The organism is Halopseudomonas salina, assembly GCF_008641105.1.
Map to the genome: position 1 here is coordinate 114,181 of NZ_VTTI01000009.1, position 13,601 is coordinate 127,781.

Below are 13,601 nucleotides of genomic sequence, written 5' to 3' on the forward strand. Positions count from 1 at the left end.
ATCCGACATTTGATTCAGGTGCGGGCAGGTTTATGGTGCGAGTAAAAGTGTGCGGTATAACCCGGCCAGAGGACGCTCTGGCGGCCGCAGAAGCCGGTGCTGACGCTATCGGTCTGGTGTTTTACTCACCCAGTCCGCGGGCTGTAGATAGCGACTCAGCTCGAGCCATAATCGAGTGTCTGCCGCCTTTTATTACTTCAGTCGGTCTGTTTGTGGATGCTGCGCCGGAATACGTACGTGAGGTGCTGTCGAAGGTGCCTCTGGATCTCCTGCAGTTCCACGGCGATGAAACGGACGCATACTGCCAGCTGTTTTCCCGGCCTTACATGAAAGCGCTGAGGGTCAGGTCCGGTGATGACCTGAACGCTCTCGCAGCCAGATGGCCGGGTGCTTGCGGTATTCTGCTGGACAGCTTCAAACAGGGCGTACCCGGTGGAACGGGAGAGGTTTTTGACTGGTCGATGATTCCGGTCAACCGCACATGGAACCTGATACTGGCCGGTGGGCTGGATGCGGACAATGTAGCCGGGGCCGTGGCCCTCTGTCAGCCCTGGGCTGTAGACGTGAGTGGCGGCGTGGAAAAGAGCAAGGGCATCAAGGATGCCGCGAAGATCACCCGTTTCGTACATGAGGTAAAAGCGTGACTGAATCAAGCAAAGTGGATTACACAGCCATACCCGACGCACGGGGCCATTTTGGACCCTATGGAGGTCGGTTCGTGTCTGAAACCCTCATGGACGCCCTGGAAGAGCTCGAAAATCTGTATGAGCGACTTTCCGTCGATCCGGATTTTCAAGCCGAATTCGACCATGATCTGGCGCATTACGTGGGACGCCCGTCGCCTCTGTATCTGGCGGAAAGACTGACTGCCCGGGTTGGTGGCGCCCAGATCTATCTCAAGCGTGAAGATCTCAATCACACAGGTGCACACAAGGTTAACAACACCATTGGTCAGGCGCTCCTGGCCAAACATATGGGCAAGCCTCGGGTCATTGCTGAAACGGGTGCAGGTCAACACGGTGTTGCTACCGCCACGGTCGCAGCCAGGCTTGGACTGAAATGCCAGGTCTACATGGGCGCCGATGACGTTAAGCGCCAGTCGCTCAATGTTTACCGCATGAAGCTGCTGGGCGCTGAGGTCATTCCGGTTACTTCTGGCTCGCGGACTCTAAAGGATGCGATGAACGAGGCCATGCGTGACTGGGTCACCAACATTGATGATACTTTCTATATCATTGGTACCGTGGCGGGGCCGCATCCCTATCCGAAACTGGTGCGCGATTTTCAGTGCGTGATCGGTCGTGAAGCTAGAGCTCAATGTCTTGCGCAATACGGCAAACTGCCCGATGCGCTGGTTGCCTGTGTTGGCGGCGGTTCCAATGCCATCGGATTGTTTCATCCGTTTCTCGAAGATGATTCCGTGGCAATGTATGGCGTTGAGGCCGGAGGGCTTGGTCTGGACACCGGCAAACATGCCGCGCCCCTTGCGGCCGGCCGTCCCGGCGTACTGCATGGTAATCGTACCTATCTGATGGAAGATGAGGGTGGGCAGATAATTGAGACCCATTCGGTTTCCGCAGGCCTGGATTACCCCGGAGTTGGTCCTGAGCACAGCTGGTTGAAGGATCTGGGGCGAGTCAACTATGTCAGTGCCACGGATGACGAGGCCTTGACAGCTTTCCGTGAGTTGACCCGAATCGAAGGTATCATGCCCGCGCTGGAGTCAGCCCATGCGGTTGCCTACGCCATGAAGCTGGCTGCGACCATGCGCCCTGACCAGACCATCGTGGTCAACCTGTCCGGTCGGGGTGACAAGGACATTCACACGGTGGCCGAAATTGATGGTATCGGTATCTGATACCAGCCAGATGCGGCGTTTGAATGCGCGCAGAGACGCTAAGAAGAGAGTCCAATGAGTCGAATACAGCAATGTTTTGTGCAATTGCGCAGTGCCGGCCGCAAGGCGCTGATCCCCTATGTGACGGCCGGCGATCCGGAGCCTGGCATGACTGTGCCTTTGATGCACGACCTCGTCGAGGCGGGAGCCGATATCATCGAGCTGGGCGTGCCGTTCTCGGACCCCATGGCAGACGGTCCCGTTATCCAGCTGGCGATGGAAAGAGCGCTGGTTCATCATGTTCGCCTCGCCGATGTTCTGGATATGGTCAGGTGTTTTCGTGACACGAACAAGACAACCCCCGTTGTGCTGATGGGGTATCTGAACCCGATAGAGCGCATGGGTTACGAGACCTTTGCCGAAGCCGCAAAAGCGGCGGGTGTCGACGGTGTGCTGACGGTAGATCTGCCTCCGGAAGAGGCTGATGATGTTGTGAACCTTTTCCAGGGTTGCGGGCTGGATACCATTTATCTTCTGTCACCGACCACCACGCTGGACCGGGCGGCCAAGATCTGCAAGCGTGCCAGCGGCTATGTCTATTATGTTTCGCTCAAGGGTGTGACCGGATCCAGTGCGCTGGACGTCAATGCAGTAGCAACCAAGCTCGAGAGCTTGCGCACAGTAACCGATCTACCCATAGGTGTTGGCTTTGGCATCCGAGACGGAGCAACCGCAGCTGCGGTTGCTTCGGTTGCTGACGGCGTCGTGGTAGGCTCGGTTCTGGTCAACAAGATCGCAGAGCATGCAAATCAACCCGAGGAGGGTCGGCAGGCTGTCAGCAAGGTGATTCGCGAGATGCGCACTGCGATGGACGCCTGAACAGGCGCAACCCTATTGGTCAAGAAAACAGATAAGGATTGGCAATGAGCAACTGGCTGGTGGACAAACTGATTCCCTCTATCGTGCGCTCTGAAGCACAAAAGAGCAGCGTGCCCGAAGGGCTCTGGCGCAAGTGTCCGTCCTGTGACGCGGTGCTCTATCGCCCGGAGCTGGAAAAGAATCTGGATGTGTGCCCCAAGTGTGCGCACCACCTGCGGATCAACGCGCGTCGCCGCCTGGATATTTTTCTTGATGAAGAAGGTCGCAGCGAGATAGCGGGCGAACTCGCCCCTGTTGATCGTCTGAAGTTTCGCGACAGCAAGAAATACAAGGATCGACTGACCGCCGCACAGAAGGATACTGGCGAGAAGGACGCACTGGTGGTAATGCAGGGTACGCTCAAGGGCAGTCCTATTGTCGCCAGCGCATTCGAGTTCAACTTCATGGGTGGCTCCATGGGCAGCGTCGTTGGAGCGCGCTTCGTGCGGGGGGCCGAGACCGCATTGCGTGAGCGCATCCCCTATGTCTGTTTCTCTGCTTCCGGTGGGGCGCGCATGCAGGAAGCATTGTTTTCGCTGATGCAGATGGCCAAAACCAGTGCAGCCCTGGCAAAGATGAAGGAGGAGGGGATTCCCTTTATCTCGGTCATGACGGACCCGGTTTATGGCGGTGTGTCGGCCAGCCTGGCAATGCTCGGAGACCTGAACGTTGCAGAGCCCAACGCGCTGATTGGTTTCGCGGGTCCGCGGGTTATCGAACAGACGGTTCGCGAGAAACTGCCACCCGGATTTCAGCGCAGCGAATTTCTTCTGGCCCATGGCGCGCTGGACATGATTGTGCCTCGCGGCGAGCTGCGTGATCGGTTGGCCAGTATCCTGAGTATTCTCACAGATAAGCCGGCACCGGTTTCACAACTGGAGTTGGACGAGACCGAAGCCGGGACCGCTTGATGCTGGCTGCAGATCTGGCGGGCTGGCTGGCCCGTCTGGAAAAGCTGCATCCCACTGATATTGAAATGGGTCTGGAACGGGTTGCCGAAGTGGCTCGGCGCACGGGTATCCGGCAACCCGGCTCACGGGTTTTTACCATTACCGGCACCAACGGCAAGGGCTCAACCTGCGCTGCGCTCGATAGCCTGCTACGCCGGTCGGGCTTGAGAACAGGTGTTTATACCTCCCCTCATTTGCTCACCTACAATGAGCGCGTCTGTGTCGACGGCCAACCTGTCTCCGACCATCAATTATGCGATGCATTTGCCGCAATAGATCTGGCCCGCGCCGAGATCTCTCTTACCTATTTCGAGTTCGGCACTCTGGCGGCAATGTACTTGTTTCAACTCGCCGAGCTGGATGCCTGGGTGCTCGAGGTCGGGCTCGGCGGTCGACTCGATGCGGTGAACATCATTGATCCGGATGTGGCGATAGTCACCAGTATTGGCCTGGATCATCAGGAGTATCTCGGCAATACCCGGGAGGCAGTGGGTTTCGAGAAAGCAGGCATACTGCGTACCGGTAAACCTCTGGTTTGCAGTGAAACGGACCTTCCTCAAACCTTCGCTGCTGCGGTGGCAAGGCTGCAGGTACCTGTTCAACAAAGGGGGATCGGCTATGGCTGGGAATCCAGCGATAGTGGATGGTCAATATGGGGCGTTGGTCCCAAGTTGACTCCCCGGCGTGTGAATCACCTGCCGCCTGTGCATCTTCCCCGTGATAATCTCTGCAGCGCTCTGCAGGCTTTCTGGGCAGCAGGTCTGGATCTGCCGGATAACCAGATCATTGAAGCGCTTGACGCGGCCCGGGTGCCCGGCCGTCTTGAGCAGCGCACAATCAGCTGGCACGGCCAGCCTCGCAGACTGTTGCTGGATGTGGGGCACAACCCCCATGCCGCGGGTTTTCTTGCCCAGCAGCTGCGTGCTCGACCCCTTGATCGTCATGCGGTCTTCGGTTTGCTCGCAGATAAGGATCTCGCCGGTGTCGTACATCCCTTGTTGGGAGTGTTCGACGGCTGGGCGGTGGCGCCTCTGGATAGCCCGCGGACCCGCCCGAATATCGAGCTGGTAACCCATTTGACAGCGTTGAGTGAGCGCGTCGAAGCCTTCGAATCAGTACCCGCGGCTCTCGAACAGGTGTTGGAAAATACGCCAGCAAGTACCGAAATTGTGATATTCGGGTCGTTTTTCTGCGTTTCAGCCGCCATACTCTGGCTGGATGAACAGACACGGGAAGTGAGCAATGGATGACAAATTGAAGCAGCGTCTGATAGGTGCACTGGTGCTGATCATAGCGGCAGTGGTCTTTCTGCCGATGCTCCTGTCCGGGCAGGATGAAACGGTGCGGGTAGAGGTGGAAGTACCCGAGGCGCCGGTTATGGATGAAACCGAGATAAGAACTGCGGCGCCAATAGAGATGCCCGAGCCGGAGCCTGTTCCGGACATTCCTCCTCCCGGTGAAATAGTCGAGAATCCCGAACAGCCCGTTACATCTCCGGCACAGGTCGAGACCAAGCCTGTCCCCGAGCCGCCCGAGCCCGAAGTGGCAGCCCCGGCCATTGCCGAAGGTAGCTGGGTCGTACAGCTGGGTAGTTTCAGTGGCGCCGCCAATGCAGAAGCGTTGCGCGATACTCTGGTTTCCCAGGGCTACAACGCCTATACCCTGTCTGCCAGGGTGGATGGCAGCGACATTACCCGTGTATTTGTCGGCCCACTGATTGACCGGGCCGGTGCCACAAAACTTCGCGACGAGTTGGCAAAAAGACACGGCATGCAAGGACTGGTTACAGCCTATGACGTCGGTACAGGCAAGAGATAGCGGTTCCGAAGCGGGCAGGGGCTCTGTTAGAATATCGGCCTGTTCTTTTTCGGGTGGTACGTCGTGACGCTAGGCTGGATCGATTGGGCCATTATTGCCATCATTGCCGTGTCGGCCCTGATCAGCCTGGCCAGAGGTTTCGTCAAGGAAGCGCTGTCCCTGCTGACATGGGTTATTGCCGGGCTCATTGCCTGGATGTTCGGTGGGGCCTTGGCAGGTCATCTCTCGCCCTTCATCGAGACTCCGTCCATCCGCGTTATTGTTGCCTGCAGTATCCTCTTTATTTTGACGCTGTTACTCGGCGGCCTGATCAACTATCTGATCGGCCAGTTGGTCCGTGTGACAGGGCTGAGCGGCACGGATCGCTTTCTCGGCATGATTTTTGGCGCCGCACGCGGCGCGCTATTGATTGTCGTCGCAGTGGGCCTGCTCAGCCTTGCCCCTGTCGAAGGTGATGTGTGGTGGCGGCAGTCCGAACTGATCCCCCATTTTCTTCTGGTGGCCGACTGGTCCAAGAATATGATTCTCGGTTTTTTCGGTCGCTGATTCTTGCGCTTATCAGCAGAAAGCGTAGTACGCAAAAGAGGTATTGAGGCATGTGTGGCATTGTTGGCATAGTGGGCAAGTCGAACGTCAATCAGTCACTGTATGACGCTCTGACCGTGCTGCAACATCGTGGCCAGGACGCCGCCGGCATCGTAACCTGTGATCGGGGCCGGCTCCATTTGCGCAAGGATAACGGGCTCGTCCGGGACGTCTTTCATCAGCGGCATATGCAGCGGCTGGTGGGCACCATGGGCATAGGTCACGTGCGCTACCCGACCGCCGGATCCTCGAGTTCGGCCGAAGCTCAGCCGTTTTATGTGAATTCCCCATACGGTATTACTCTGGCTCACAACGGCAACCTGACCAACGTCGAACAGTTGTCGCGGGAAATTTACGAGTCGGATCTGCGTCATGTGAACACTAATTCCGATTCGGAAGTACTACTAAACGTGTTTGCCCACGAACTGGCTCGCGGGGGCAAACTGCAGCCAGGCAAAGAAGATATCTTCAATGCAGTGCGCGCCGTTCATGCCCGCTGTACCGGCGGCTATGCGGCCATCGCAATGGTGACCGGCTATGGCGTGGTCGGGTTCCGTGATCCCCATGCGATTCGCCCCATCGTCTTCGGCAAGCGTGAAACCGAAAACGGTACCGAGTACATGATCGCTTCTGAAAGTGTGTCGCTGGACGTGCTTGGCTTTGACCTGATAAGGGATCTTGAGCCGGGCGAGGCGGTATATATCACCGACAAGGGCGAGCTGCATACTGCCCAGTGCGCTGAAAACCCCAGTTACTCGCCTTGCATCTTCGAGCATGTCTATCTGGCTCGTCCCGATTCCATGATAGACAACGTGCTGGTCTATAAAGCACGACTGCGCATGGGTGAAAAACTGGCGGAGAAGATACTTCGTGAGAAACCGGATCACGGTATCGATGTTGTGATCCCGATTCCCGATACCAGTCGCACCTCAGCCGTAGAGCTGGCTAATCATCTGGGCGTGAAATTCCGCGAGGGATTCGTCAAGAACCGTTATATCGGTCGCACCTTCATCATGCCCGGACAGGCTGCACGGAAGAAATCCGTGCGTCAGAAGCTGAATGCCATCGAGCTCGAATTTCGTGGCAAGAACGTCTTGCTGGTTGACGATTCGATTGTGCGCGGTACTACCTGCAAGCAAATCATCCAGATGGCCCGCGAGGCGGGCGCTGCCAAGGTGTATTTCTGTTCTGCGGCACCTGCGGTGCGCTTTCCGAACGTATATGGCATTGATATGCCTAGTGCCCATGAGCTTATCGCTCACGGCCGTACTACCGACGAAGTTGCTGAACTGATTGGCGCAGACTGGCTGATTTATCAGGATCTGCCAGATCTGATCGATGCGGTAAGCGAGGGTAATCCTAAGCTCACCCGTTTCGATTGCTCGGTATTCGACGGTGATTATGTGACCGGGGACGTGAACGAGGCATATCTTGGCAAGATCGAACAGGCGCGTAACGACGCAGCCATGTCGACCAGCGAAATGGGCAGCGCGGTGATCGAGCTGCACAATAACTAGACCAAGGACTCGGTACCAATCAACAGGCACCGACAGCACAAGTGAGTCTGATATGACTGAAGAATGGGATGCTGGTCGACTCGACAGTGACCTTGAAAATGCCGGATTCGACACGCTCGCGGTGCGGGCGGGTCAGCGCCGGGGGCCCGAGGCGGAGCACGGCGAAGCACTGTTTCTGACCTCAAGCTATGTGTTTCGTAGCGCTGCTGACGCCGCTGCATGTTTTGCTGGCGAGGCTAAGGGCAATGTCTATTCACGCTATATGAACCCGACCGTGCGTACCTTCGAGGAGCGTATGGCCGCACTTGAGGGCGCCGAGCAGGCGGTGGCGACCGCCTCCGGCATGGCCGCCATAATGGCCATGATCATGAGTCTGTGCTCTGCCGGCGATCATGTGCTCGTTTCACGGAGCGTTTTTGGCGCCACAGTCAGCCTGTTTGACAAGTACTTCAAGCGTTTCGGTCTGGAATATGGCTATGTGGAATTGACTGACCTGGGGGGGTGGAAAGCGGCGTGCAAGCCCAATACGCGTTTGTTTTTTGTCGAGTCCCCCTCCAATCCTCTGGCTCAGCTGGTTGATATCCGTGGCCTTGCCGGGATTGCCAGAGAGCAGGGTGCACTGTTGGCGGTGGACAACTGTTTCTGTACCCCGGCCCTGCAAAAACCGCTGGAACTGGGTGCAGACCTGATCATTCATTCTGCTACCAAATACATCGATGGTCAGGGTAGGTGTCTGGGCGGACTTGTTGCTGGCCGACGAGAGCACATGCAGGAAGTCGTGGGTTTTTTGCGCACGGCAGGGCCGACGCTGAGCCCGTTTAACGCCTGGGTATTTCTCAAGGGTCTGGAAACCTTGCGCCTGCGCATGCAGGCACACTGTGCGAGCGCCCAGTATCTGGCGGAGTGGCTGGAGGCTCAGCCGGAAGTAGAACATGTGTATTACGCCGGTTTGCCTAGCCACCCCCAGCATGAGCTTGCCCGAACTCAACAGAAGGCATTCGGTGCCGTCGTGAGTTTCGAAGTGCGCGGTGATCGCGCTGCGGCATGGCGTTTTATCGATGCAACGCGCCTCATGTCTATTACTGCCAACCTGGGCGACAGCAAAACGACTATTACCCATCCTGCTACCACTACCCATGGACGACTTTCTCCAGAAACCCGCGCCACCGCGGGAATCAAGGAAAACCTGATCAGGCTTGCCATCGGTCTGGAAGAGGTGGAGGACCTGCAGGTTGATCTGCAGCGAGGGCTGTCAGCTCTTTCATTGTAATTATCAGGTATGTTTTGCCAAACGTTTCACATTAGTGCGAAAAAGATATTTGTATTGTGATGATGCTGTTTTAAGTTGGTCGAGCCGCAGGGAAGCGGGTCAAGCCTGCCATGCAGTACCCGGCAGTGCGGCATCAAACTCACAAGGAGAATATCCAATGAAAAATATCTTTCTGGCACTGTGCCTTTCCCTTTCTGCTCTTTTGACCTTGCCAGCTATGGCAGAGCCCGCAGAAACTTCTATGGTCAGCGTGAACATCAACCAGGCCAGTGCTGCCGAGATGGCTGAAGTGTTGCAGGGAGTAGGTGAGTCCAAGGCGCAGGCGATTGTCGATTACCGGGAAGAAAACGGTAACTTCGCGGCTGTCGGTGACCTGGCCCAGGTCAATGGAATCGGGCCCGCTACCATCAAGAAAAATGAAGCGCGCATCGCTCTGGAGTAACTACAGGCGCCGAACTCGCCACCCAGGGTGGTGAGTTCAGGTCCTTAATCGGCTCACCGAATCACTCAATTGATGGGCCAGTCCCGCCAGCTGTTCGCTGGTAGAGGCGCTTAACAAGGTCTGCTCGACCGTTCTCTCGGTTACATCCCGAATATGTACGATGCTTTGAGTAATAGCTTCTGCCGCCTGACTTTGCTGCTCAACGGCGGAAGCGATCTCACTATTGCCATCCCGAATCTGGCTTACGGCCGTGGTAATAACTGCCAGAGATTGTCCCGCCTCGTTGCTCTGCTCCACGGACTCCCTTGTAAGGCCTGCGCTGGCTTGCATATCCTGCACTGCATCTGTTGTGCCGCCCTGCAGGGCCTCGATCATTCTCTGGATTTCGTCGGTAGAGCTCTGCACACGCTGAGCCAGTGCCCTCACCTCGTCGGCCACGACAGCAAAGCCGCGCCCCGACTCGCCGGCGCGGGCAGCTTCGATCGCAGCGTTGAGCGCCAGCAGGTTGGTTTGCTCGGCGATGCTGCGAATCACGTTTACCACCCCGCTTATTTCTTGACTGTGGCCCTGTAGGGTTTCCATATGCCGGGTACAGCGCTCGATACTGGTTGCCAGGCCCGCGATCGTGCTGCTGACCCGCGCAACCTGGTCGCGTCCGTTACGTGCCAGGTCATCAGCCTGCAGGGACTGGTCCCGGGTCTTCGAGCTGTTGGAGGCGATGTCCTGCACCGTTGCACTCATCTCGTTTACCGCAGCGGCGACCATGTCTGTTTCACCCTGCTGGCTTATCATGCCGTCGCGCACGCGACTCATTACCTGGGCCAGCTCGGAGGCGCCTTGATCGAGTTGCTCTGCGGCCTTGCGTACAGCGCCCACTACCTGTTGCTGGGATGCCTGCATCGCATTGAAGGCCCGCGCGATGGAGCCGATTTCGTCCCGGCTATTCGCCTGGGCACGCAGCGTGAGATCACCACGTTCCTGTACGGCAAGCATGATGTCTCGTACCGCAATGATATGTCGGGTAATAAAGCTGATCAGTAGCTGTGACACCACGAGTACGGCTAGCATCAACACGAATACGGCGACGGCATACAGGGGGGCTCGAGCCATTGTCAGTTCAAAAAAATCAATGCGCTGCACCCCCATAAGGCGAAGATCACCTTCGCTATTGAGGGCCCATGCGCCGGTAAACGCATCGGCCTCTTTTGAGCCCAGTTCTTCTGCCGGAATCCATGTGGGAGTCGAGAAAGTGCGTGAGCCGGCTTGCATGGCCGCTGGGGGCGTCAGAGCTTGCAACCATGGAAATGCAGTCTTGTCATAGGAGGCTTGTATCAGGGCCTGACCCATATCCCGGCGCTGGTCCTGCAGACTTTGCCGTTCAACCATCAGGGCGACGAGCACTAGAACAAGGGTGCTGGCAAAGGCGACGGCATTGACGGCCCAGAACTTGTATTTCAGAGGAATATGTTGAAGAAAGACCATGCCTGCTCCCAAGGGGTGTTGTTGTGTACCGGGGCGCGATTATAGAGCCCTTACGTTGATATCGGTTGATGCGGGTCAAACTTGACCGCAATGTATGAGTTTTCAGGCGCCGCGTAGCTGTCACTGATCGGTTATACTGCGCGACTGAAAAAGGAACATGCTGATATGACCCAATCGCCTGAACCCCTGATGATCAATCAGGATGCTGAATTAGCCCACTGGTGCTCACAGTGGCTGAAGCTTTCGTACGTCGCAGTAGACACCGAGTTTGAGCGTACTGAAACCTTCTATCCGATTGCAGGCCTGATTCAGGTTAGTGACGGTAGGCAAGCGTTTCTCGTTGATCCATTGGCAATAAGCGATTGGTCCCCGCTGGTCGAGGTATTGCAAAGCCCCAGCGTTATCAAGGTTCTGCACTCGTGTAGTGAGGACATCGAAGTCTTCCTGAAGCTATGCGGCGTGGCTCCGGCCCCGTTGTTTGACACCCAACTGGCCGCAGCCTATCTGAACATGGGTTTTTCCATGGGGTATTCACGCCTGGTCAAGGCGTTGCTGGATATCGATCTGTCCAATGAAGAAACCCGCTCTGATTGGTTGCAACGCCCGCTGAGTGAATCTCAGCTCCGCTATGCCGCGGCCGACGCGGTGCATCTTGCCGAACTCTATCAGCTAATGGCCCCCCGTATTGAAGCGGCCAGCCTGACCCCGTGGTTGCTCGAGGATACGGCCGAACAAGTGGCCGCAGCACAGCGCATCCAGGAGCCGGAAACGGCCTTCATCAACGTTAAGCAGGCCTGGCGTCTGAAGCCTAATGAACTTGCGGTTCTCAAAGTGCTCGCCACCTGGCGTGAGCGTGAGGCGCGCGAGCGTGACCAGGCCCGCAACCGCATGCTGCGTGAGCGTACCTTGTGTCCGCTTGCCCAGCGTCAGCCTGATAATCTGCAAGCGTTGGCACGTATTGAGGACATGCATCCACGTACGGTGCGTCAGCATGGTAGCGAAATTCTCGAGCTTATCCGCCAGGGACAGAATGTGCCTCCAAGTGAGTGGCCTGAGCGTTTGCCTGAGCCACTCCCTGCCGATGCCAACGGGCTGCTCAAGGCCCTGCGCAAGGTGGGGCAGGCCCATGCCGAACGTCTGAATATCGCGCCCGAAATAGTGTTGCGCAAGAAAATCACTGAAGCGCTGGTGAGAACCGGCTTTCCCGCTGGGCCTTATACTCTCCCGGAGGAATTCATTGGCTGGCGACGTGAATTGATGGGAGAAGAGTTACTGGCTATCGCCAATGCCAGGGATGCCAATTCATGAAAGTGATGTGCTCTATCTACCGTAGCAAGCGCAAGCAGGGCATGTACCTGTATGTGCCGCGCAAGACCGATATGGCTGAACTTCCCGAGTCACTCATGCAGTTGTTTGGCGCGGCCGAGCTGGCCATGGATCTGGTGCTGACCGAGCAGCGGACATTGGCTCGGGAGGATATCCACAAGGTACTGGCCAATCTGGAATCCCAGGGATACCACCTGCAGATGCCACCCAGGGAAGATGAGTATCTGATCCATCTACCCGATGAACTGCTGTACCGCAACGACCCGATCTGAAGTTTCCTGTTCAGCCGGGGCTGCAAGTTGGTTCAATACTGGCGTGGCTCTGAACGCAGGGGGTCGAGCAGGTAGCTCAGGCCGTTGTGATCGATTTCTTGCATCAGGGCCAGCAGCCGTCCGATTTCGCCGGACGGAAAACCTTCACGTGCAAACCAGTTCAGATAATGCCCCGGCAGATCCGCGATTTTACGGCCCTGGTATTTTCCGAAGGGCATTTCCCTGGTCACCAGCAATAGCAGATCTTCTGGAGCCATCGTTCTCTCTCGGTTACAAAATCACAGTTTACCAGTATCTGCACAGGAAGCCGGCAAGAGGAAACTCGCGTACCCTGTGGCCATTGCACGTCAACCATCACTCACAGGTAACAGGAACCAATATGATAGTTAAAGCATTGCGAACAGGTCTGGGTAATCTGATCATCTTTCTCGACTTCATTACCCGTCCGAGAAAGATGAAACGGTCAGCCGAAAATCAGGCTGCGGTAGAGCAGGCCGCTGCTGGCCTGGCCCTTTATCAGTTCAGGGCCTGTCCCTTTTGCGTTCGCACCCGCCGTACCCTGCACCGGTTAAATGTGCCTGTGACCCTCAAGGATGCCAAAAACAATCCCGCGGATCGTCAGGCATTGCTCGAGGAGGGTGGCAAAATCAAGGTGCCATGTCTGCGAATCGAGGAAGAAGGTAAAGTAACCTGGCTGTATGAATCAAAGGTGATTGGTGCCTACCTTGAGGACCGCTTCGCTACTGCCTGATTACAAGGTTCCGGTTCCGCGGTAGATGCAGCCGCTGGTGCAGGTTTCTCTGATGGTGATCTGACAGAGTTCCGGCAGTAGCGGCTTGAGTTCCCGCCAGATCCATTGCGCCAGAATCTCGCTTGTGGGGTTTTCCAGACCGGGGATATCATTCAGGTAGTTGTGATCGAGGGTCTCATAGATAGGCTTGAATATGGCTTTGATGTCACCAAAGTCCCTGATCCAGCCAGTATGCGGGTCAGGATCGCCCTGTATATGTACCCCGACCTGAAACGAATGTCCGTGCAGCCTGCCACATTTGTGCCCTTCGGGCACATGCGGGAGACGATGAGCCGACTCGAACGTGAATTCCTTGAATATTTCCATAGGGCTACCTTCATGCTAGGGCTGGGTGAGGGCCGCAATTCTACCCCACCAGGTTCGATACCCACAG

The 13,601-nt window shown here is 56.6% G+C and carries 16 protein-coding genes; 13 read left to right on the top strand and 3 right to left on the bottom strand.

The window, feature by feature from the left end:
- The first annotated feature begins 32 nt into the window (after positions 1-32).
- From FZF01_RS14585 to FZF01_RS14630, 10 genes are all read left to right on the top strand, one after another.
- The gene (locus tag FZF01_RS14585; protein ID WP_150278949.1) at positions 33-644 is read left to right on the top strand and encodes a phosphoribosylanthranilate isomerase; all 612 of its coding nucleotides are present in this window, start codon (positions 33-35) and stop codon (positions 642-644) included.
- On the top strand, positions 641-1,858 hold the full coding sequence (gene trpB, locus FZF01_RS14590) for a tryptophan synthase subunit beta (protein ID WP_150278950.1): 1,218 nt from the start codon (positions 641-643) through the stop codon (positions 1,856-1,858). The genes FZF01_RS14585 and trpB overlap by 4 nt, the downstream gene beginning before the upstream one ends.
- Positions 1,859-1,912: 54 nt before the next feature.
- Positions 1,913-2,716, top strand: a complete 804-nt coding sequence (gene trpA / locus FZF01_RS14595) for a tryptophan synthase subunit alpha (protein ID WP_150278951.1) — start codon at positions 1,913-1,915, stop codon at positions 2,714-2,716.
- A 44-nt stretch (positions 2,717-2,760) separates the two neighbouring features.
- Positions 2,761-3,666, top strand: coding sequence for an acetyl-CoA carboxylase, carboxyltransferase subunit beta (accD, locus tag FZF01_RS14600; RefSeq protein ID WP_150278952.1), 906 nt, complete (start codon positions 2,761-2,763; stop codon positions 3,664-3,666).
- Entirely contained in the window at positions 3,666-4,955 is a 1,290-nt protein-coding gene (folC, locus tag FZF01_RS14605; RefSeq protein WP_150278953.1) for a bifunctional tetrahydrofolate synthase/dihydrofolate synthase, read from the top strand. Before accD ends, folC begins: the two co-directional genes overlap by 1 nt.
- Complete coding sequence (locus FZF01_RS14610) at positions 4,948-5,523, top strand: SPOR domain-containing protein (protein ID WP_150278954.1); 576 nt, start codon at positions 4,948-4,950, stop codon at positions 5,521-5,523. The genes folC and FZF01_RS14610 overlap by 8 nt, the downstream gene beginning before the upstream one ends.
- Before the next feature lie 63 nt (positions 5,524-5,586).
- Entirely contained in the window at positions 5,587-6,069 is a 483-nt protein-coding gene (locus FZF01_RS14615) for a CvpA family protein (protein ID WP_150278955.1), read from the top strand.
- Positions 6,070-6,119: 50 nt separating this feature from the next.
- Positions 6,120-7,625, top strand: a complete 1,506-nt coding sequence (purF, locus tag FZF01_RS14620) for an amidophosphoribosyltransferase (RefSeq protein ID WP_150278956.1) — start codon at positions 6,120-6,122, stop codon at positions 7,623-7,625.
- Between the two features lie 52 nt (positions 7,626-7,677).
- Positions 7,678-8,895: an O-succinylhomoserine sulfhydrylase gene (locus FZF01_RS14625; protein WP_150278957.1), complete on the top strand. Its 1,218-nt coding sequence runs from the start codon at positions 7,678-7,680 to the stop codon at positions 8,893-8,895.
- A gap of 157 nt (positions 8,896-9,052) precedes the next feature.
- Entirely contained in the window at positions 9,053-9,337 is a 285-nt protein-coding gene (locus FZF01_RS14630; RefSeq protein ID WP_150278958.1) for a ComEA family DNA-binding protein, read from the top strand.
- Positions 9,338-9,373: 36 nt separating this feature from the next.
- Here FZF01_RS14630 and FZF01_RS14635 read toward each other — a convergent pair whose 3' ends face one another.
- Complete coding sequence (locus FZF01_RS14635; RefSeq protein ID WP_150278959.1) at positions 9,374-10,819, bottom strand: methyl-accepting chemotaxis protein; 1,446 nt, start codon at positions 10,817-10,819, stop codon at positions 9,374-9,376.
- Between the two features lie 165 nt (positions 10,820-10,984).
- On the opposite strand from FZF01_RS14635, the gene rnd reads away from it, so the two are divergent.
- On the top strand, positions 10,985-12,127 hold the full coding sequence (rnd, locus tag FZF01_RS14640; RefSeq protein WP_223825538.1) for a ribonuclease D: 1,143 nt from the start codon (positions 10,985-10,987) through the stop codon (positions 12,125-12,127).
- Positions 12,124-12,417, top strand: coding sequence for a YcgL domain-containing protein (locus tag FZF01_RS14645; protein ID WP_150278960.1), 294 nt, complete (start codon positions 12,124-12,126; stop codon positions 12,415-12,417). The genes rnd and FZF01_RS14645 overlap by 4 nt, the downstream gene beginning before the upstream one ends.
- Before the next feature lie 32 nt (positions 12,418-12,449).
- Here FZF01_RS14645 and FZF01_RS14650 read toward each other — a convergent pair whose 3' ends face one another.
- Positions 12,450-12,674: a DUF3820 family protein gene (locus FZF01_RS14650; RefSeq protein ID WP_150278961.1), complete on the bottom strand. Its 225-nt coding sequence runs from the start codon at positions 12,672-12,674 to the stop codon at positions 12,450-12,452.
- 122 nt (positions 12,675-12,796) lie between these two features.
- On the opposite strand from FZF01_RS14650, the gene FZF01_RS14655 reads away from it, so the two are divergent.
- Positions 12,797-13,168, top strand: a complete 372-nt coding sequence (locus FZF01_RS14655) for a glutaredoxin family protein (protein ID WP_150278962.1) — start codon at positions 12,797-12,799, stop codon at positions 13,166-13,168.
- Here FZF01_RS14655 and queD read toward each other — a convergent pair whose 3' ends face one another.
- Positions 13,169-13,534: a 6-carboxytetrahydropterin synthase QueD gene (gene queD, locus FZF01_RS14660; protein WP_150278963.1), complete on the bottom strand. Its 366-nt coding sequence runs from the start codon at positions 13,532-13,534 to the stop codon at positions 13,169-13,171.
- Between the last annotated feature and the right edge of the window lie 67 nt (positions 13,535-13,601).

What these genes read in the sequence shown, in the direction of transcription:
- FZF01_RS14610 (WP_150278954.1), top strand. Translation starts at nt 4,948, where the DNA reads ATGGATGACAAATTGAAGCAGCGTCTGATAGGTGCACTGGTGCTGATC.
- accD (WP_150278952.1), top strand. Translation starts at nt 2,761, where the DNA reads ATGAGCAACTGGCTGGTGGACAAACTGATTCCCTCTATCGTGCGCTCT.
- purF (WP_150278956.1), top strand. Translation starts at nt 6,120, where the DNA reads ATGTGTGGCATTGTTGGCATAGTGGGCAAGTCGAACGTCAATCAGTCA.
- FZF01_RS14585 (WP_150278949.1), top strand. Translation starts at nt 33, where the DNA reads ATGGTGCGAGTAAAAGTGTGCGGTATAACCCGGCCAGAGGACGCTCTG.
- FZF01_RS14635 (WP_150278959.1), bottom strand. Translation starts at nt 10,819, where the DNA reads ATGGTCTTTCTTCAACATATTCCTCTGAAATACAAGTTCTGGGCCGTC.
- FZF01_RS14645 (WP_150278960.1), top strand. Translation starts at nt 12,124, where the DNA reads ATGAAAGTGATGTGCTCTATCTACCGTAGCAAGCGCAAGCAGGGCATG.
- FZF01_RS14655 (WP_150278962.1), top strand. Translation starts at nt 12,797, where the DNA reads ATGATAGTTAAAGCATTGCGAACAGGTCTGGGTAATCTGATCATCTTT.
- trpA (WP_150278951.1), top strand. Translation starts at nt 1,913, where the DNA reads ATGAGTCGAATACAGCAATGTTTTGTGCAATTGCGCAGTGCCGGCCGC.
- rnd (WP_223825538.1), top strand. Translation starts at nt 10,985, where the DNA reads ATGACCCAATCGCCTGAACCCCTGATGATCAATCAGGATGCTGAATTA.
- queD (WP_150278963.1), bottom strand. Translation starts at nt 13,534, where the DNA reads ATGGAAATATTCAAGGAATTCACGTTCGAGTCGGCTCATCGTCTCCCG.
- FZF01_RS14625 (WP_150278957.1), top strand. Translation starts at nt 7,678, where the DNA reads ATGACTGAAGAATGGGATGCTGGTCGACTCGACAGTGACCTTGAAAAT.
- FZF01_RS14650 (WP_150278961.1), bottom strand. Translation starts at nt 12,674, where the DNA reads ATGGCTCCAGAAGATCTGCTATTGCTGGTGACCAGGGAAATGCCCTTC.
- folC (WP_150278953.1), top strand. Translation starts at nt 3,666, where the DNA reads ATGCTGGCTGCAGATCTGGCGGGCTGGCTGGCCCGTCTGGAAAAGCTG.
- FZF01_RS14630 (WP_150278958.1), top strand. Translation starts at nt 9,053, where the DNA reads ATGAAAAATATCTTTCTGGCACTGTGCCTTTCCCTTTCTGCTCTTTTG.